This is a genomic window from Burkholderia sp. 22313 (genome assembly GCF_052045245.1).
In the GTDB taxonomy this organism is placed as follows: domain Bacteria; phylum Pseudomonadota; class Gammaproteobacteria; order Burkholderiales; family Burkholderiaceae; genus Burkholderia.
In genome coordinates, this window is record NZ_JBQEON010000018.1 from 41050 (window position 1) to 59941 (window position 18892).

13 protein-coding genes and 1 pseudogene are annotated in these 18892 nt (G+C 66.1%); 4 read left to right on the forward strand and 10 right to left on the reverse strand.

Annotation, left to right across the window (positions count from 1 at the left end):
• Positions 1-222 precede the first annotated feature (222 nt).
• Complete coding sequence (gene typA / locus ACTJKF_RS16535) at positions 223-2049, reverse strand: translational GTPase TypA (RefSeq protein ID WP_412526173.1); 1827 nt, start codon at positions 2047-2049, stop codon at positions 223-225.
• 347 nt (positions 2050-2396) lie between these two features.
• On the opposite strand from typA, the gene ACTJKF_RS16540 reads away from it, so the two are divergent.
• The 4 genes from ACTJKF_RS16540 (at position 2397) to ACTJKF_RS16555 (ending at position 7329) form a co-directional block, all read left to right on the forward strand.
• Complete coding sequence (locus ACTJKF_RS16540; protein WP_440624586.1) at positions 2397-2891, forward strand: MarR family winged helix-turn-helix transcriptional regulator; 495 nt, start codon at positions 2397-2399, stop codon at positions 2889-2891.
• Between the two features lie 84 nt (positions 2892-2975).
• A complete protein-coding gene (locus ACTJKF_RS16545) occupies positions 2976-4472 on the forward strand; it encodes an efflux transporter outer membrane subunit (RefSeq protein ID WP_440624587.1) in 1497 nt (498 codons plus the stop codon).
• Between the two features lie 52 nt (positions 4473-4524).
• Positions 4525-5742, forward strand: a complete 1218-nt coding sequence (locus ACTJKF_RS16550; protein ID WP_440624588.1) for an HlyD family secretion protein — start codon at positions 4525-4527, stop codon at positions 5740-5742.
• Positions 5743-5769: 27 nt separating this feature from the next.
• Positions 5770-7329 (forward strand): DHA2 family efflux MFS transporter permease subunit, encoded by a 1560-nt coding sequence (locus ACTJKF_RS16555; RefSeq protein WP_440624589.1) that lies wholly within the window; start codon positions 5770-5772, stop codon positions 7327-7329.
• A 91-nt stretch (positions 7330-7420) separates the two neighbouring features.
• Here the strand turns inward: ACTJKF_RS16555 and truB are convergent, their stop codons facing one another.
• The 9 genes and pseudogenes from truB to ACTJKF_RS16600 all read right to left on the reverse strand — a co-directional run bounded on the left by truB (position 7421) and on the right by ACTJKF_RS16600 (position 18760).
• Positions 7421-8353 (reverse strand): tRNA pseudouridine(55) synthase TruB, encoded by a 933-nt coding sequence (truB, locus tag ACTJKF_RS16560; RefSeq protein ID WP_440624590.1) that lies wholly within the window; start codon positions 8351-8353, stop codon positions 7421-7423.
• A 13-nt stretch (positions 8354-8366) separates the two neighbouring features.
• Positions 8367-8765 (reverse strand): 30S ribosome-binding factor RbfA, encoded by a 399-nt coding sequence (gene rbfA / locus ACTJKF_RS16565; protein ID WP_006495346.1) that lies wholly within the window; start codon positions 8763-8765, stop codon positions 8367-8369.
• Positions 8766-8878: 113 nt separating this feature from the next.
• Entirely contained in the window at positions 8879-11818 is a 2940-nt protein-coding gene (gene infB, locus ACTJKF_RS16570; protein WP_440624591.1) for a translation initiation factor IF-2, read from the reverse strand.
• A 91-nt stretch (positions 11819-11909) separates the two neighbouring features.
• Complete coding sequence (gene nusA, locus ACTJKF_RS16575; RefSeq protein WP_006752290.1) at positions 11910-13385, reverse strand: transcription termination factor NusA; 1476 nt, start codon at positions 13383-13385, stop codon at positions 11910-11912.
• A complete protein-coding gene (rimP, locus tag ACTJKF_RS16580; protein ID WP_006476167.1) occupies positions 13385-13843 on the reverse strand; it encodes a ribosome maturation factor RimP in 459 nt (152 codons plus the stop codon). The genes nusA and rimP overlap by 1 nt, the downstream gene beginning before the upstream one ends.
• A gap of 397 nt (positions 13844-14240) precedes the next feature.
• Positions 14241-15926, reverse strand: coding sequence for a 23S rRNA pseudouridine(2605) synthase RluB (gene rluB, locus ACTJKF_RS16585; protein WP_440624592.1), 1686 nt, complete (start codon positions 15924-15926; stop codon positions 14241-14243).
• 60 nt (positions 15927-15986) lie between these two features.
• Positions 15987-17000, reverse strand: a complete 1014-nt coding sequence (gene scpB / locus ACTJKF_RS16590; protein ID WP_440624593.1) for an SMC-Scp complex subunit ScpB — start codon at positions 16998-17000, stop codon at positions 15987-15989.
• A gap of 272 nt (positions 17001-17272) precedes the next feature.
• Positions 17273-17793 (reverse strand): annotated as a pseudogene (locus ACTJKF_RS16595) (hypothetical protein).
• Positions 17794-17857: 64 nt separating this feature from the next.
• Complete coding sequence (locus ACTJKF_RS16600; protein WP_440624594.1) at positions 17858-18760, reverse strand: LysR substrate-binding domain-containing protein; 903 nt, start codon at positions 18758-18760, stop codon at positions 17858-17860.
• Between the last annotated feature and the right edge of the window lie 132 nt (positions 18761-18892).

An 18892-nucleotide genomic window follows, 5' to 3' on the forward strand; every position in this document is an offset into this window, starting at 1 on the left:
TTGCTTGGAAGGACCTAAAACTTGCGTGCGCGCAGCATATCACAGAACCGTTACCGGAGTTCACGACGAAATGTGCCTGAAAGCACCGCACGACGGGGATTTGCCGGATTGCCACGACCCGCGGGAACAGTGTTTTGCAGCCTGCCCCGTTGCGCATCGCGCAGATGCGAAAAAGGCCGCCCGACGGCGGCCTTTTCTGTCATGCACGGGAACGATCGATGCTTAGTCGACCGCGCCTTCGCGGCTCGCGCGGCGACGCTCGTGTTCCTTCAGGTGACGCTTGCGCAGACGGATCGACTGCGGCGTCACTTCGACGAGCTCGTCGTCGTCGATGAATTCGACCGCGTACTCGAGCGACATCTGGACCGGCGGCACGAGACGCACGGCTTCGTCGGTACCCGACGCCCGCACGTTGGTCAGCTGCTTGCCCTTGATCGGGTTCACGACGAGGTCGTTGTCGCGGCTGTGGATACCGATGATCATGCCCTCATACAGCGCGTCGCCCGGCTTCACGAACATGCGGCCGCGATCCTGCAGCTTCCACAGTGCGTAGGCCACGGCCGCGCCGTCGTCCTGCGAGATCAGCACGCCGTTGCGGCGCTCGAAGACCGAGCCGTCCTTGACCGGTGCGTACGAGTCGAAGATGTGGCTCATCAGGCCCGTGCCGCGCGTGAGCGTCAGGAATTCGCTCTGGAAGCCGATCAGGCCACGCGCCGAGATCTTGTACTCCAGACGCGTGCGGCCGCGGCCGTCCGACGCCATGTCGAGCATCTCGCCCTTGCGGCGGCCGAGCTCTTCCATCACGCCGCCCTGGTGTTCGTCTTCGACGTCGACCGTCAACAGCTCGTACGGCTCGTGCCGCACGCCGTCGATTTCCTGCATCACGACGCGCGGACGCGACACGGCGAGTTCATAGCCTTCACGGCGCATGTTCTCGACGAGAATCGTCAGGTGCAGCTCGCCGCGGCCCGACACTTCGAACACCGTTTCGTCGCCCGTGTCCTTCACGCGCAGCGCGACGTTGTGGTTCAGTTCCTTCATCAGGCGGTCGCGGATCTGGCGGCTCGTCACGAACTTGCCTTCGCGGCCGGCCAGCGGCGACGAGTTGACGAGGAAGTTCATCGTCAGCGTCGGCTCGTCGACGGTGATCATCGGCAGCGCTTCCGGCGTATCGACCGCGCAGATCGTTGCGCCGATGCCGACGTCTTCAATACCGTTGATCAGCACGATGTCGCCCGCTTCGGCCGATTCGACCTGCACGCGCTCGAGGCCCGTGAACGACAGCACCTGGTTGATCTTGCGGTTCAGCACGTCGCCTTCCGGGCCGAAGCGCATCACGACCGGCTGGCCCGGCTTGATGCGGCCGCGCGTGATGCGGCCGACGCCGATCCGGCCGACGTACGTCGAATAGTCGAGCGACGTGATCTGCAGCTGCAGCGGCGCGTCCGGATCGGCCGGACGGACCGGCACGTGCTCGAGGACGGCTTCGAACAGCGGGCGCATGTCGCCTTCGCGCGCAGCCGGGTCGAGCGACGCATAGCCGTTCAGGCCCGATGCGTAGACGATCGGGAAGTCGAGCTGCTCTTCGGTTGCGCCGAGCTTGTCGAACAGGTCGAAGGTCTGGTTGATCACCCAGTCGATCCGTGCGCCCGGACGGTCGATCTTGTTGACGATGACGATCGGCTTCAGGCCGAGCGCGAGCGCCTTTTTCGTGACGAAGCGCGTCTGCGGCATCGGGCCTTCGACGGCGTCGACGAGCAGCAGCACCGAGTCGACCATCGACAGCACGCGCTCCACCTCACCACCGAAGTCCGCGTGCCCCGGCGTGTCGACGATGTTGATGTGCGTGCCTTCGTATTCGACCGCGCAGTTCTTCGCGAGAATCGTGATCCCGCGCTCTTTTTCGATGTCGTTCGAGTCCATCACCCGCTCGGCAATCTGCTGGTTCTCGCGGAAGGTGCCGGACTGGCGGAGCAGTTGGTCGACGAGCGTGGTCTTGCCGTGGTCGACGTGAGCGATGATGGCGATATTGCGAAGGGCGCGGGTCATAGAAACCTGGAAATCGTTGAACGCGCAAACGCGCACGCTCGTCAGTCACCGGGACACGTGCGCGCGCGTTGCAGCTTGGAAACCGCAAATTATAGCACGTGAGAATGTCGAAAGCCGGACGACCCGGTGGCACGCAACAAAACGACGCCCCGCCCGGCACCCCGCCGCCCTTGCTGCAAACCGTGCAAGCAGCCGCCCGGCGCGGCTGCTTGCGGGCGAAGACCCTGACGATCTTAAGGTGATTTCGCACCGGTGAGCGCGCCCTCGCGCGTTCGATTAATATTTGCCGCGGCAAGCAAATAGCGCCTATACTGCTGCCTAGTCAACTATTGCAGCTTCAGGGTTTTATGTCGGATTCTCCTACCCAACCGCCTGTTTCGCCGCTGTCTTCGTATCAGATGAACGACAGCGTCGGCTATCTGATGTCGCGCGTGAAATCGGTGATGACCAACCTCGTCACGCAGCGCACGCAGGAAGAGCTCGGCATCACGGGCACCCAGGCAAGCATGCTGTTCATGATCGCGGTCGGCAAGTGCTCGACGGCCGCCGAGCTCGCGCGGGAATACGGGATCGACGCCAGTGCGGTCACGCGCCTGCTCGATCGCGTCGAGAAACGCGGCCTGCTGTCGCGCGTGCGCAGCATCGAGGATCGGCGGGTCGTGCGCCTCGAACTGACCGGCGAAGGCCGTGCGCTGGCCGAGCGGCTGCCGCCGGTGTTCCGCAGTGTGCTCGACGAGCTGCTGGACGGATTTACGCCGGAAGAAGTCGGGTTTCTGAAGAGCATGCTGCGCCGCATTCTCAGCAACTATTGCGAGAACGCCGGCGGCAGCATCACGGAATAGTTGCCATAACAATTACTTTTGACAGATTAATGTAAGGAAATCCTTGCAGTGTCCATCATTCATTCCGAGTCAGGGAACAGCGCGATGAAATCCTCCCCGTTGTCCGTGCGCGCCGGGTCGTGCCGCGCCGCCGTCGCCGCCGCGGTTGCCGCGCTGGCGCTGGCGGGCTGCGCAAACTACATCGGCATCAAGAGCGACAAGCAGATCGCTCCCGCGTCGCAATTCGAAACTGCCCAAAGCCTGCCGGCCCAGGGTGGCCAGTGGCCGGCGCTCGACTGGGCCAGCCAGTTCGGCGATCCGCAACTGCCGAAGCTGATCGACGAGGCGCTCCAGGGCAACCCGTCGATCGCGCAGGCACAGGCACGTATCGCGAAGGCGTCGTCGTATATCGAATCGTCGCGCTCGAACCTGATGCCGAAGGCCGAAGCCAGCTACTCGTGGACGCGCGAGCTGTATTCGTCGAACGCACTGTTCCCGCCCCCGTACGGCGGCCAGTGGTACAGCGAGAACAACGCGCTCGCGAGCGCATCGTGGGACCTCGACCTGTGGGGCAAGAACCGCGAGCGCCTGCATACGGCCGTGTCGCAGGAAAAGGCCGCCGAAGCCGACATGCAGCAGGCGCGCATCACGCTCGCGTCGTCGGTGGCCCGCACTTACAACTCGCTCGCGCAACTGTATGCGCTGCGCGACATCGCGCAACGCGAGATCGCCAACCGCCAGACGGTCGGCAAGATCACCGACGGCCGCGTGTCGGCCGGCCTGGACACCAACGTGGAACGCCAGACCGCGCGCGGCAACATCGCGACGACGCAGGCGTCGCTGTCCGATCTCGACGGCCAGATCACGACCGTGCGCTACCAGCTCGCCGCGCTGCTCGGCAAGGGCCCGGACCGCGGGCTGCAGATCGCCGCACCCGTGATGAACCCGACCGGCGAAGTCGCGCTGCCCGGCAACCTGCCGGCCGACCTCGTGGCGCGCCGCCCCGACATCGTCGCCGCGCGCTGGCAGGTCGAGGCCGCGATGCACGACGTGAAGGAAGCGAAAGCCGAATTCTTTCCCGACGTGAACCTGGCGGCCGGTTTCGGCTTCGATGCGTTCGGCTGGGGCAAATTCCTGAATTTCGCGAGCCGCCAGGCGCAGTTCGGCCCGGCCATCCATCTGCCGATCTTCGACGCCGGCGCGCTGCGCGCGCAGCTCAAGGGCCGCTACGCAGACTTCGACCTGTCCGTCGCGAACTACAACCAGACGCTGATCAACGCGCTGAACGACGTCGCGACGCAGGTCGCGTCGATCCGTGCGGTCGATCGCCAGATGGACGACGCGCAGCGTGCGCTCGACGCGTCGACGCGTGCGTACGATCTCGCCGTGATCCGCTACAAGGCCGGCCTGTCGCCGCAGCTTCAGGTGCTGACCGCGGACAGCAACCGCCTCGCGTCGGAACAGACGGTGACCAACCTGAAGATGCGCCGGCGCGACATGCAGCTCGCGCTGATCAAGGCGCTCGGCGGCGGGTTCGACGCGACCGGCACGCGGCTGGCCGCGCCCGACGCCGACAAGCAGACCAGACAGGCCGCCAACTGATCCGGCGCCACCACTACGCAGACACTCGAAATAACGGACGGAGAAAATCGCCATGAGCGACCCTCAACAAAACGCCGCCAGCGCACAGCCGCAGAACAACGGGAAGCGCAAACGGATGATGACGCTGCTGATCGCGGTCATCGTGATCGCGGCCATCGCGTACGGTCTGTACTACTTCCTCGTCGCGCGCTTCCATGAAGAGACCGACGACGCGTACGTGAACGGCAACGTCGTGCAGATCACGCCGCAGGTCACGGGCACCGTGATCGCCGTGAAGGCCGACGACACGCAGACGGTCAAGGCTGGCGATCCGCTGGTCGTGCTCGATCCGGCCGATTCGCAGGTCGCGCTGCAGCAGGCCGAGGCCAATCTCGCGCAGACGGTGCGCCAGGTGCGCGGCCTGTTCGTCAACGACGACCAGTACCGCGCGCAGGTCGCGCTGCGCCAGTCCGACCTGTCGAAGGCCCAGGACGACCTGCGCCGCCGGATGGCCGTCGCGCAGACGGGCGCCGTGTCGCAGGAAGAAATCTCTCATGCACGCGACGCCGTGCGCGCCGCGCAGGCGTCGGTCGACGCCGCACAGCAGCAGCTCGCGTCGAACCGCGCACTGACCGCGAACACGACGATCGCGTCGCACCCGAACGTCATGGCCGCGGCAGCGAAGGTTCGCGACGCGTACCTCGCGAACGCGCGTAACGTGCTGCCCGCGCCGGTCACCGGCTATGTCGCGAAGCGCTCGGTGCAGGTCGGCCAGCGCGTGTCGCCGGGCAACCCGCTGATGTCGGTCGTGCCGCTGAACGCGGTGTGGGTCGATGCGAACTTCAAGGAAGTCCAGCTCAAGCATATGCGCATCGGCCAGCCGGTCGAGCTGTCGGCCGACATCTACGGCTCGTCGGCCGTCTACCACGGCAAGGTCGTCGGTTTCTCGGCCGGTACGGGCTCGGCGTTCTCACTGCTGCCGGCGCAGAACGCAACGGGCAACTGGATCAAGGTCGTTCAGCGCCTGCCGGTGCGTATCGAGATCGATCCGAAGGACCTCGAGAAGCATCCGCTGCGCATCGGCCTGTCGATGCAGGTCGACGTCGACATCAAGGACGAGCGCGGCGACCAGCTCGCCAACGCCCAGAACACGGTCTACGAGACCAACGTGTTCGCGAAGTACGGCGACGAAGCCGACGCCGAGATCGCGCGCATCATCGCCGAGAACGCGGGCAGCAATGCGCCGGCCCCCGCCGCGACGAAGTCGAACGGCGTCGCCAAGATGATGTAAGGACTCCGGTCCCGGAAAACTACCGACATGGCACAGGCTCCTGTCTCCCACCCGCCCCTGCAGGGCGGGCAACTCGTGCTCGGGACGATCGCGGTATCGCTCGCGGTGTTCATGAACGTGCTCGACACGTCCATCGCGAACGTCGCGATTCCGACCATCTCGGGCGACCTCGGCGTGTCGTCCGACCAGGGTACGTGGGTCATCACGTCGTTCGCGGTCGCGAATGCGATCTCCGTGCCGCTGACGGGCTGGCTCACCGACCGCTTCGGACAGGTTCGCCTGTTCCTCGCGTCGATCATCCTGTTCGTCATCTCGTCGTGGATGTGCGGGCTGGCGCCGAGCCTGCCGTTCCTGCTCGCGTCGCGCGTGCTCCAGGGTGCGGTCGCCGGGCCGATGATTCCGCTGTCGCAATCGCTGCTGCTGTCGAGCTACCCGCGCGCGAAGGCGCCAATGGCGCTCGCGCTGTGGTCGATGACGACACTGATCGCACCGGTCGCAGGCCCGATCCTCGGCGGCTGGATCTCGGACAACTACTCGTGGCCCTGGATCTTCTACGTGAACATCCCGGTCGGCATCGCCGCCGCACTGGCCACGTGGTCGATCTATCGCACCCGCGAATCGACGATACGCCGCGCGCCAATCGACGGCGTTGGCCTCGCGCTGCTGGTGCTGTGGGTCGGCTCGCTGCAGATCATGCTCGACAAGGGCAAGGATCTCGACTGGTTCGCATCGACCACGATCATCGCGCTCGCGCTGATCGCGGTCATCTCGTTTGCGTTCTTCGTGATCTGGGAGCTGACCGCGGAGCACCCGGTCGTCGACCTGTCGCTGTTCCGCATGCGCAACTTCACGGGCGGCACGATCGCGCTCGCGGTCGGCTACGGGCTCTACTTCGGCAATCTCGTGCTGCTGCCGCTGTGGCTGCAAACCCAGATCGGTTATACGGCGACCGACGCCGGCCTCGTGATGGCGCCGGTCGGGCTGTTCGCGATCCTGCTGTCGCCGCTGACCGGCAAGTTCCTGCCGCGCACGGACCCGCGCTACATCGCGACCGCCGCGTTCCTGACGTTCGCACTGTGTTTCTGGATGCGCTCGCGCTACACGACCGGCGTCGACGAGTGGTCGCTGACGCTGCCGACGCTCGTGCAAGGCATCGCAATGGCCGGCTTCTTCATCCCGCTCGTGTCGATCACGCTGTCCGGCCTGCCAGGCCACCGCATTCCGGCGGCATCGGGCCTGTCGAACTTCGTGCGGATCATGTGCGGCGGCATCGGCACGTCGATCTTCCAGACCGCATGGGATCACCGGAACAACTTTCACCACGCGCAGCTGGTCGAGCAGACCAACCCGTACAACCCGACGTTCAACCAGGCCGTCACGCAGATGGGCAACCTCGGGCTGACGCAGGAGCAGGCGCACGGCCTCATCAACAACCTGGCCACGCAGCAGGCCGCGCAGCTCGGCGTGAACGATCTGTTCTACATCTCGGCGGCAATCTTCGTGCTGCTGATCGGACTGATCTGGATCACGAAGCCCGAACGCGCGGGCGGCGGCGATGCGGGTGCGGCGGCGTCGGCTGCACACTGAGCACCACGCTCGAACGAGCGCGCCAAACAAAAAGCCCGGTCGATTTCGACCGGGCTTTTTCGTTCCGACGACGGCGCTTGCGCGCCGCGCATCATGCAGCCGTCACGACGAGGCGTTCGGGCGCGAGCACGCCGTTGGCCTTGCGCGCCACGCCGAGCAGTCGCTGCGCGTCGTACACCCGCACGCGCTCACCCTCTGCCGCGTCGATCGAATCAAGCGCAGACAGCGGCAGGCGCTGGCCGTGCAGGAATCGTTTCGCGCTGGTTTCGTCGAGACGCACCAGCGGAAATGTCGACAGCAGCGCATCGACCGGCTGAAGCCACGCGTCGCGCGCCGCTTCGGCAGCGTCGGACAGCGCGTCGAGCGTCACTGCATGCTCGAGCGTCAGCGCGCCGACGCCCGTGCGACGCAGCATCGTCAGATGCGCGCCGCAACCGAGCGTTTCGCCGATATCTTCGGCCAGCGTGCGCACATACGTGCCCTTGCTGCAGGTCACGCGAAACGTCACGTCCGGCAGCTCGCAGGCGAGCAGCCCGAGCGCATGGATCGTCACGTTGCGACCTTCCCGTTCGACGGTCTGGCCCGCGCGCGCATATTCGTACAGCGGCTTGCCGTCGCGCTTGAGCGCCGAATACATCGGCGGCACCTGCACGATCTCGCCCGTGAAGCGCACGAGCGCCGCTTCCACCGCCGCGCGATCGCATTCGACGGCGCGCGTGTCGAGCACGTCGCCTTCCGCGTCGCCGGTGGTCGTGCGCACGCCGAGACGCATCGTCGCTTCGTAGGTCTTGTCCGCTTCCAGCAAGTCCTGCGAGAACTTCGTCGCCTCGCCGAAACACAGCGGCAACAGGCCCGAGGCGAGCGGGTCGAGCGTGCCGGTATGGCCGGCTTTCTTCGCGAGCAGCAGGCGCTTCGCGCGAATCAGGGCGTCGTTGCTCGACAGGCCGACCGGCTTGTCGAGCAGGAGGACGCCGTCCAGCGCGCGTCGCGGCACGCGTGGACGCTGAGGAGCTGCAGTCGTCATAGGGCGCGCGCGCTCAATCGTCCTTCGCGGGCGCGTCGGCTTCGTCGTCGTCCTTCGCGCGCGTCGAGTTGGCTTCCTTGATCAGGCGCGACATCTCCACGGCCTTTTCGATCGTCTGGTCGTAATGGAAATGCAGCGTCGGCACCGTATGAATGTGCAGGCGCTTGAACAACAGGTTGTGCAGGTGCCCCGACGCGTGGTTCAGCGCTTCCTGCGTCTTGTCCGGATCGCCGGTGAGCGCCGTGAAATAAACCTTCGCATGCGCGTAGTCCGGCGTGAGCTCCACGCTCTGGATGGTCACGATGCCGATGCGCGGATCCTTGACCTCGCGCATGATGAGTTCGGACAGATCGCGCTGAATCTGGTCGGCAATCTGAACGTTGCGATTGGGGGAAGTACGTTTCCTGGACATGATCGATCCGTGATCCGTTTATCAGGATAAAGCGGCGCGCCGTTGGCACGCCACCATGAAAATGGGCGGGACAGGCCCAAGCCTGCCCCGCCCCATGAGTCGATACGCGACGATTACAGCGTACGTGCGACTTCGGTCACTTCGAAGACTTCGAACTGGTCGCCTTCGGTGACGTCGTTGAAGTTCTTCACCGACATACCGCACTCGAAGCCTTGCTTGACTTCCTTCACGTCGTCCTTGAAACGCTTCAGCGACTCGAGCTCGCCCGTGAAGATCACGACGTTGTTGCGCAGCACGCGAACCGACGACGAGCGCTTGACGATACCGTCGGTGACCATACAGCCGGCAACCGTACCGATCTTCGGCACCTTGAACACCTGGCGCACCTCGACCATGCCGGTGATGACTTCGCGCTTCTCCGGCGCGAGCATGCCCGACATTGCCGCCTTCACCTCATCCACTGCGTCATAGATGATGTTGTAGTAGCGGATGTCGATACCGTTCGACTCGGCCAGCTTGCGCGCCTGTGCATCCGCGCGCGTGTTGAAGCCGATGATGACCGCCTTCGATGCCGTTGCCAGGTTGACGTCGTTTTCGCTGATGCCGCCCACCGCGCTGTGCACGATCTGCACGCGCACTTCGTCGGTCGACAGCTTGAGCAGCGACTGCACGAGCGCTTCCTGCGAGCCCTGCACGTCCGCCTTGATGATGAGCGGCAGGTTCTGCACTTCGCCCTCGCCCATCTGCTCGAGCATGCTTTCCAGCTTCGCGGCCTGCTGCTTCGCCAGCTTGACGTCGCGGAACTTGCCCTGACGGAACAACGCGATTTCGCGCGCCTTGCGCTCGTCCGGCAGCACGATCACTTCCTCGCCTGCACCCGGCACTTCCGACAGACCCTGGATTTCGACCGGGATCGACGGGCCGGCTTCCTTCGTCGGCTTGCCGTTCTCGTCGAGCATCGCACGCACGCGGCCATAAGCCGTGCCTGCCAGCACGATGTCGCCGCGGTTCAGCGTACCGGACTGGACCAGGATCGTCGCGACCGGACCCTTGCCCTTGTCCAGCTTCGCTTCGATCACGATACCCTTGGCCGGCGCTTCGACCGGTGCCTTCAGTTCCAGCACTTCGGCCTGCAGCAGCACGTTCTCGAGCAGATCGTCGATACCGACGCCCGTCTTCGCCGACACCGGCACGAACGGCGAATCGCCACCGTACTCTTCCGGCACGACGCCTTCGGCAACCAGTTCCTGCTTGACGCGGTCCGGGTTCGCTTCCGGCTTGTCGATCTTGTTGATCGCCACGACGATCGGCACGCCACCCGCCTTCGCGTGGGCAATGGCTTCCTTCGTCTGCGGCATCACGCCGTCGTCCGCCGCCACCACCAGCACCACGATGTCGGTCGCCTTCGCGCCGCGTGCGCGCATTGCCGTGAACGCTTCGTGACCCGGCGTATCGAGGAACGTGATGACGCCGCGCGGCGTGTCGACGTGGTAAGCGCCGATGTGCTGCGTAATGCCGCCCGCTTCGCCCGCTGCAACCTTCGCGCGGCGGATGTGGTCGAGCAGCGAGGTCTTGCCGTGGTCGACGTGACCCATCACCGTGACAACCGGCGGACGCGGCAGTTGCTCCGCATCGGTACTCGTCTCGCCTTCGACCAGCAGTGCTTCCGGATCGTCCAGCTTCGCGGCAACCGCGCGGTGGCCCAGTTCCTCGACGACGATCATCGCCGTTTCCTGGTCCAGCACCTGGTTGATCGTGACCATCTGGCCCATCTTCATCATCACCTTGATGACTTCCGAGGCCTTGATCGACATCTTGTGGGCAAGATCGGCAACCGAAACGGTTTCCGGCACGTGCACTTCCCGCACGATCGGTTCGGTCGGCGCCTGGAACGACGATGCGCTATCCTGGTGACGGCCGCGACCCTTCGGGCCGCCGCGCCAGCCGCGGTCGACGCCGCCGCTCGAATCGCCGCGCGTCTTGATGCCGCGGCGCTTGGCTGCGTCGTCCTGCCAGCCGCCCTTGCCGCCGCCCGGCTTCTTGTTGCGGTCGCCCGCGCCTGCCGGGGCCTGCGTCGTCGTCGGTGCGGCGCCAGCCGGCTTCTTCACGGCCGGACGTGCCTGCGCGCCTGCGCCCGCCGGCTTTGCCGGCTTGTGCAGCGTGCCCTTCGCTTCGGCCGGCTTCGGCGGTTCCACCGGCTTCGGCGGCTCGACTGCCTTGACCACGGCCTTGCGCGGCGTGTTCATCATTTCGCGGATCGCACGCGCTTCGGCTTCTGCCGCCGCACGGCGCTTGCTGATCTCTTCCTGCTCGGCGCGCGCCTTGTCCGCCGCCTCGCGAGCAGCATCCTCGGCCTTCTTCGCCGCTTCGCGCTGGGCCGCACGTTCGGCGGCCGCGCGTGCTTCGTCCTGTGCGGCCGGCGCCGGCGCGGCCGGCGCAGCGGCTGCTTCCTGCTTGGCCTCGACGGCCTGCTGCTGGGCCGCAGCCTGCTGCGCTGCGGCGGCTTCGGCCGCGGCACGCTTCGCCGCCGCCTCTTCCTCGGCGCGACGACGCTCGGCTTCAGCCGCTTCCTCGCGGGCGCGGCGCTCGGCCTCTTCGCGCTCGAGGCGCTCCTGGCGCTCGCGCAGTTCCTGCGCCTGCTTCTCGAGCAGCTCGGCCTCGCGGCGCGCCTCTTCCTCGCGACGCTTCAGTTCGGCATCGTCGTCCGCTTCGGCGACCTGCGCCTGACCCTGTTCCGCACCCTCGCCTACTTCGTCGCGCTTGACGAACGTACGCTTCTTGCGGACCTCGACCTGAATGGTGCGAGCCTTGCCCGTCGCGTCAGATTGCTTGATCTCCGACGTGTGCTTGCGGGTCAGCGTGATCTTGCGCTTGTCGCCGTCGGTTGCGCCGTGCGACTTGCGCAAATGATCGAGCAGACGCGCCTTGTCCGCCTCGGACAGCGCATCGTCTTCACTCGCTTTCTGGACGCCCGCTGCCTGCAGCTGTTCGAGCAGCACCCCAGCAGGCATTTTCAGTTCCGCGGCAAATTGGGCTACGTTGTTACTCGCCATTCATTCCTCTTAGTGCAAGGACCGATTCCTTGCGGTTAGCATCGGGTCAGGCCATACGGCCGCCATCAAATCAGTGCGCCATGGTCATTTCTCACTGGAACCAATGTTCACGTGCTTTCATGATCAACGCCTTAGCGGCATCCTCTTCCATCCCGGTCATGTCGACCAGTTCATCCACAGCCAGCTCGGCGAGATCGTCGCGCGTCTGCATGCCGTGTTCGGCCAGCTTCGCGAGCAACTCCGGCGTGACGCCGTCGAGGCCCTTCAAATCCAGCGCTGCGTTCTCGACCTTTTCTTCATTCGCGATCGCCATCGTCAACAGGGCGTCGCGTGCGCGGTTGCGCAGCTCGTGCACCGTGTCCTCGTCGAACGCCTCGATTTCGAGCATTTCGTTGAGCGGCACGTAAGCGATCTCTTCGAGGCTCGTGAAGCCTTCGTCGATCAGGATGTCGGCGACTTCTTCGTCGACGTCGAGACGCGCCATGAACAGCGCGCGCAGTCGATCGCGCTCTTCACCCTGCTTCAGGGCGGATTCGTCCGGCGTCATGATGTTGATCTGCCAGCCGGTCAGTTCGCCGGCAAGGCGAACGTTCTGACCGCTGCGGCCGATCGCGACAGCCAGTTCGTTCTCGTCGACGACGACGTCCATCGAGTGTTTTTCTTCATCGACGACGATCGACTGGACGGCTGCCGGCGCGAGCGCGCCGATCACGAACTGGGCGGGATCCTCGGACCATAGCACGATGTCGATGTTTTCGCCACCGAGCTCGTTGCGCACGGCCTGCACGCGGGAACCGCGGATGCCGACGCAGGTGCCGATCGGATCGATCCGCTTGTCGTAGGCGATCACGCCGATCTTCGCGCGCACGCCCGGATCGCGAGCCGCTGCCTTGATCTCGAGCAGACCCTGCTCGATTTCCGGCACTTCCATCTCGAACAGCTTCATCAGGAACTCGGGCGCCGTGCGCGAGAGTTCGATCTGCGGGCCGCGCGCCGTGCGGTCGACCTTCGCGATGTACGCACGCACGCGGTCGCCCACGCGCAGGTTTTCCTTCGGGATCAGCTGATCGCGGCGCAGCAGCGCTTCGACACGGCCCGATTCGACGATGAAGTTGCCCTTGTCGAGGCGCTTCACCGTGCCGGTCATGATCTTTTCGCCGCGCTCGAGGTAGTCGTTCAGGATCTGCTCGCGCTCGGCATCGCGGACCTTCTGCAGGATCACCTGCTTGGCCGCCTGCGCGCCGATACGGCCGAACTCGATCGACGGCACCGGCTCCTCGACGAATTCGCCGACTTCGACGTCGGGGTTCTGCTCACGTGCTTCGAACAGCAGGATCTCGCGATCCGGCTCCTGCAAGCCTGCCTCGTCGGGTACGACGAGCCAGCGACGGAAGGTTTCGTGCTCGCCGCTTTCGCGATCGATATGGACGCGGATTTCGGCGCCTTCGTCGAACAGCTTCTTGGAAGCGGACGCGAGCGCAGCCTCGAGGGCGCCCAGCACCACATCCTTGTCGACGTTTTTCTCGCGCGCCAGCGCATCCACCAGCATCAACACTTCGCGACTCATTATTTGCGGCTCCTAAAGTCAACTTGCGGAATCAGGCGGGCTTTGTCGATATCGGCCAGCGTGAAATCCAGCATGGCTGCCTCGCCCTTCTTCCCCTCAAATTCCAAACCGATCGTTTCGCCATTCGGCGCGTGCAGAATGCCCCGGTACGTCTTGCGCCCGTCCAGCGGCTTTTTCAAGGTCACGGAAACTTCGCTGCCGGCGAAGCGCTCGAAGTCGGCCAGCTTCTTCAACGGGCGGTCGAGCCCCGGGGACGAGACTTCGAGCCGTTCGTAATCGATATTTTCGACCGTCAAGACGTGCTGGAGCTGACGCGTAACCTTTTCGCAATCTTCGAGCGAGATGCCGGCAGGCTGATCGATGTAGATGCAAAGCATGCCGCGCCCGGTGCGCTCGAGTTCCACCAGCTCGTAGCCGAGCCCGGTGACCGTGGTTTCTATCAGTTCCGTCAGTTGCACAGTGTCCTCTCAGGTGTTCGCGCCCGCCGCTCGCGATTCACCCGCGGGCGCGCGCCTTAGCCGGCGCAGGAAGCGCTACCCGAGATGCCTAACCGTTTCAGCAAAAAAAAATGGGCGGAACGCCCATCTTCTTACTGGTGGTCGCACCTGAGCCGCACATTGAATCCGTACGCCCAGCGACTCCGCGATTATAGCGATTTTTGGCGCAAACGCCAAGCCAGCCGGCAAAAGCAGCGTCCTGCCCGCCTTTACCGGCTCAAAAATGCGAAACCGGACTGTCCGACCAGGCGACACAATCCGGCAGCGCGATATATACAGTCAAGGCGCCGACTCAACCAGACCGATGCCGATTTCGCCGGCATCCCGACGGCTACACGCCGCCGGACGCCCGAAACGCTCAGCGACCGCGCGAGCGATTGCGCTGCGGACGCTGGCCGCCGCGCGCACCGCCGCCGCCGTTGCCGGCGCCTTCGGCACGATTGCCGTTCGGGTTGCGGTTGCCGCCCTTCGGGCCGCCTCGCTTGCCGCCCGCGCCTTCACGCTTGGGGCCAGCGCCATACGACGCGCGATTGCCGTCGACATCGCGGCCACCGCCCGAGCGGTTGCCATGGCCCGACGGCGAAACCGGCAGACTGCCGTAGCCGCTCAGGCCCGGCAGGCCCGGGCCGCCGCGCCGGCCGCCACCACGACGCGGCTGGTCGAGTTGACCATGCGCCGTCAGCACCGGTTCGCGGCCGATGAAGCCCATCGACGTCTGCATCGGATCCGGCTGGCGACGCTCGGCCTGCCCGCTGCCACCGCGCTTGCCCTTCTCCTCGGACGGCGCCTTCAGGCCGACGGTCGCCATCAGCTTGCGCACCTGCGCCTCGTCGAGCTCTTCCCAGCGGCCGCGCTTCAGGCCGCGCGGCAGCGGGATCGGGCCGTGACGCGTGCGGATCAGGCGGCTCACCATCAGGCCGGCCGCCTCAAACATGCGGCGCACTTCACGATTGCGGCCTTCAGCCAGCGCGACGTGATACCAGTGGTTCGTGCCTTCGCCGCCGCCGTCGCGAATTCGCAGGAAGTTCGCCGGGCCGTCATCCAGCTCGACGCCATGCAGCAACTTCTGCCGCATCCCTTCGGACAGCTCGCCGACGACGCGCACCGCGTACTCACGCTCGACGCTGTAGCGCGGATGCATGAAGCGGTTTGCGAGATCGCCCGACGTCGTCAACATCAACAGACCTTCGGTATTGAAGTCGAGACGACCCACCGCCAGCCATTTCGCCGTTTTCATCGGCGGCAGGCGGTCGAATACCGACGGACGACCCTCCGGGTCAGCGTGGCTGACGATCTCGCCCGTCGGCTTGTGGTACAGCAGCACGCGCGGCGGCTTGTTCGGCAGCTTGCGCTTGACCGGCTTGCCGTTGATGCGGACCTGGTCGGTCGGCATGATGCGCTGGCCGATATGCGCGGGCTCGCCGTTCACCGACACGCGACCGGCGACGATCAGCTCTTCCATTTCGCGACGCGAACCCATGCCGGCTTCCGCGAGCACCTTGTGGAGCTTCGGCGCGTCGTCGTCCGGCGACAGCACGCGCTTGTTCGCCGGCTGGCTGCGGCCGCGACGCAGCATCGGCGCACGCACGCCGCTGCCGCCCGCCGAATTGTCGGCGTCGAAGGCCGGCGACGTCACATAGGCGAACAGATCGTCCTGCGACGCTGCATCGCCCTCGGCCTTCGCCGCACCACCGCGCCGCCCCTGGCCGCCTTGCCCACCCTGGGCACCCTTGGCCGCGCCTTCACGCTTGCCGGCCGGCTTGCGGCCGCCCTTGGCCGCGCCTTCCTTGCGCGGCGCGCGTGCGGGCTGCGCGTCAGCGGCCTCGGCCGGCTGCGCATCCGCGCCTTCGCCGCCCTGCGACTCGCCATCGGCGCCCTTCGACTTGGCCGCCGCGCGGCGACGCGCGATCAGGCTGCGCGGGCCGCGCCGCAAGCCGCGGCGGGGGCGCTCGTCACCACCCGGAGCGTCCTGCTCCGGCGCATCGTCGGCACGCGCGGCCTGCACGGCAGGCGCGGACGATTCAATATCGTGGATATCTGTCAAAACAACCTCAAAATGTCAGGTCTCGCGCCCGGCGCGGGCGCGGCAAGAAGTCGGCCGCGATCAGGCGCGGCGCTGTTCGGGTTCTGCTTCGTCGTCCGGCAGCGCGTCGGCGCCGATGGGCGCGCTGGCACTGCGTACGGCATCGGCGAGGCTGTCGGACGTATCGTCCAGCATCTCGCCATCCGCGGGACGGGAGCGTGTGGCATCGGCCTCGCCCGGCATGTCGCCGGCCGCTTCCGCTCCGTCTCCGGCAACCGCGTCGGCGGCCGGCTTGCGATCTTCCTCGTTCCACTCCGCGCGCAGCGGCTCGGGCTGCCCGCCGGCCGACGCTGCTTCGGCGTCAGCCTGTTCGGTTCGAACGCGATCAGCTTCCAGCGTATCGCGGTTCGGCATTTCCTGCGTCGCCGCGACGTCCGTCGCGGCATCGCCCGACAATCCGCCAGGCTGCGCCTGCGGTTCGTCGGCCGCTGCTTCGCCGGCTTCCAGCACGTCTTCCGCCGCCGGCGCATCGCCGTCGAAATCCATCGCCTGCTGCGCGAGCAGCGCGGCCTCGATGTTCGCGGCGGGCTCCTCGAGCGCGGGCAAGTCGTCGAGCGCCTTCAGACCGAGATCGTCGAGGAACTGCTTGGTCGTCGCATACAGCGCCGGACGCCCCGGCACGTCGCGATGCCCGATCACCTCGATCCAGCCGCGATCCTCGAGCTGCTTGACCACCTGCGTATTGACCGTGACGCCGCGAATCTCTTCGATGTCGCCGCGCGTGACCGGTTGCCGATACGCAATGATCGCGAGCGTTTCGAGCACCGCGCGCGAATACTTCGGCGGCTTCTCGGGATGCAGACGATCCAGAAAATGGCGCATCGCCGGCTTGCTCTGAAAGCGCCACCCGGTTGCCAGCGCCACCAGTTCGACGCCGCGGCCGGACCAATCCTGTTTCAGATCTTCGAGCAACGTGCGGACCGTGTCAGCCGACACGCCGTCGGCAAAGAGCTTGCGCAAATCGCCGAGTTTCAGCGGTTCCTGCGCGCAGATCAAAGCAGTCTCGAGGACGATCTTCGCCTCTTGGGTATTCATGCAGCTAGGCCAGACCCTGTGGTCAAACGAACCGGATCAACAAACAGACGAAAGGAACGGAAGACGCGCTCGCCCGATTCTGATCGGTCATATTGATGGGAGCACGAACCGGGGGCGGCGAACCAACTTCAAGCCAGGCCCAAACCGGACGGAACAGCACGGCTCAACGACGGAACCGCGTGACTGAGCGCCATATTACGCAAAATTGCCCGGTGCGTAAAGATGAGCCGAACGGCCCGCCGCGCACACGCCGCGACCGTTCCGCCCCCGCTTCAGCCCCGTGCCGCACCGCGCGCAAGGAACGCCGGCAAGCGCTCGACACCCGCATCAAGCCGCGCCGGATCGCATGCGTAGCACCAGCGCACGAACCCTTCCCCCTCCGGGCCGAACGCGCGCCCCGGCGCCAGTCCGAGCCCCGCCCCGCGCACCAGCGTCTTGCAGAACGCGAGACTGTCGCCCGCACCCGACAAGGTTCGCAACGCGGCGATCAGATCGTCTCGGCCACCGTCGCGCCGTGACGTGCACTCACGTAGGACGCGAGCGCGTCGCGCAGCGGTACCGTGCCGCGGTTGTGCGTATAGAAGGTTGCGCCGTCGTGCAGCGCTGCCGCGGCCGCGTCGCGAATGAACGCCGGTGTCACGCGGTCCGAGTCGCCGAACCAGAACGGCAGCACGTCGGGCACGCCGAAGCCGGCGTTCGCCACTTCCCGGATCAGCGACGGGCGCAGCGCATGCACCGCGCCGCGTGCCGCCGGCTCGCCCGTCGACGGGCCGGCATCTGCGGAATGCACCATCGAGAACCACCGCCGAGGAACACGATCCGCGTAGTGTACCGGCGTGCGGGCCGGATCCGTACCCTCAATCGAGGTCCTCCGCCCTCGCCGGCATCTGGCGCGCGAGCGCCCAGATCGCCTGCGCGGCGGGCGACAGCGACCGGTCGCGGCGGCGCACCAGTTCGACGGTACGCTCGGTGCGCGGCGTCAACGGCCGCGCGACCAGTGTCGATCCGGCCGGCAGCGGCAGCGACAGCCACGGCTGCACGCTCACGCCGACGCCGGCCTCGACGAGCCCGAATACCGTCGCCGAATGCCCGAGTTCCTGCATGACCGTCGCGCGGACCTCGTGAGCGGCCAGCGCGGCGTCGATCAGCGGCCGGCTTCCGGACGCATGATCGAGCAGCACGAGGCGCTCGCCGTCGAGTGCCGTCCACGGCACCTCGGCCCGCGCCGCGAGCGGATGATCGGCACGCGCGACCAGGCAGAACGAATCGGTCATCAACGGCTCGCACACCAGATCGGCGACGGCGAGCGGCCCGATGACAACACCGAAATCGACCTCGCTCGACCTCACCTTGCGCAGCACGTCGCTCTGCACGTCGTCGCGCAAGCCAAGCGTGACGAACGGGAACTGACGCTCGCAGGACGCAACGACGCGCGGCATCAGCCGGCACGCGATCGTCGGGCTCGCGGCGACGATCACGCGCCCGCGCCGCTGCTCGCCGATCTCGCGAATCTCGCGCAGCGTGTCGTCGAGATCGTCGATCAGGCGAGACACGCTCGCGATCAGGTTCGAGCCGACGTCGGTCAGTTGCACGTCGCGCGTCGTCCGGTCGATCAGCTTCAGCCCGAGTTCGGCTTCGAGCTCGCGCACGCAGCGGCTGACCGCGGACTGCGTGAGCCCGATCTCGTCGCCCGCGCGACTGAAGCTCCTGAGCCGCGCAACCTCGATGAATACGCGAAGCTGGCGCAGCGTAACGTTCATCCCTTCACCTCATCAATCGCCGATATCGATGCGCGATTTTAATGCCCGAACCGGCCGCGATGTGCGAGTCAGGTACCCGCCGGGCATGTTTCGCTGCGGTGCAATATCCGCGCAAACGCACGCGGCACGGGC

Excerpts from the sequence above, each read along its gene's own strand:
- scpB (WP_440624593.1), bottom strand. The coding sequence starts at position 17,000 with ATGAATACCCAAGAGGCGAAGATCGTCCTCGAGACTGCTTTGATCTGC.
- ACTJKF_RS16600 (WP_440624594.1), bottom strand. The coding sequence starts at position 18,760 with ATGAACGTTACGCTGCGCCAGCTTCGCGTATTCATCGAGGTTGCGCGG.
- typA (WP_412526173.1), bottom strand. The coding sequence starts at position 2,049 with ATGACCCGCGCCCTTCGCAATATCGCCATCATCGCTCACGTCGACCAC.
- ACTJKF_RS16550 (WP_440624588.1), top strand. The coding sequence starts at position 4,525 with ATGAGCGACCCTCAACAAAACGCCGCCAGCGCACAGCCGCAGAACAAC.
- infB (WP_440624591.1), bottom strand. The coding sequence starts at position 11,818 with ATGGCGAGTAACAACGTAGCCCAATTTGCCGCGGAACTGAAAATGCCT.
- nusA (WP_006752290.1), bottom strand. The coding sequence starts at position 13,385 with ATGAGTCGCGAAGTGTTGATGCTGGTGGATGCGCTGGCGCGCGAGAAA.
- rbfA (WP_006495346.1), bottom strand. The coding sequence starts at position 8,765 with ATGTCCAGGAAACGTACTTCCCCCAATCGCAACGTTCAGATTGCCGAC.
- ACTJKF_RS16545 (WP_440624587.1), top strand. The coding sequence starts at position 2,976 with ATGAAATCCTCCCCGTTGTCCGTGCGCGCCGGGTCGTGCCGCGCCGCC.
- ACTJKF_RS16555 (WP_440624589.1), top strand. The coding sequence starts at position 5,770 with ATGGCACAGGCTCCTGTCTCCCACCCGCCCCTGCAGGGCGGGCAACTC.
- ACTJKF_RS16540 (WP_440624586.1), top strand. The coding sequence starts at position 2,397 with ATGTCGGATTCTCCTACCCAACCGCCTGTTTCGCCGCTGTCTTCGTAT.
- truB (WP_440624590.1), bottom strand. The coding sequence starts at position 8,353 with ATGACGACTGCAGCTCCTCAGCGTCCACGCGTGCCGCGACGCGCGCTG.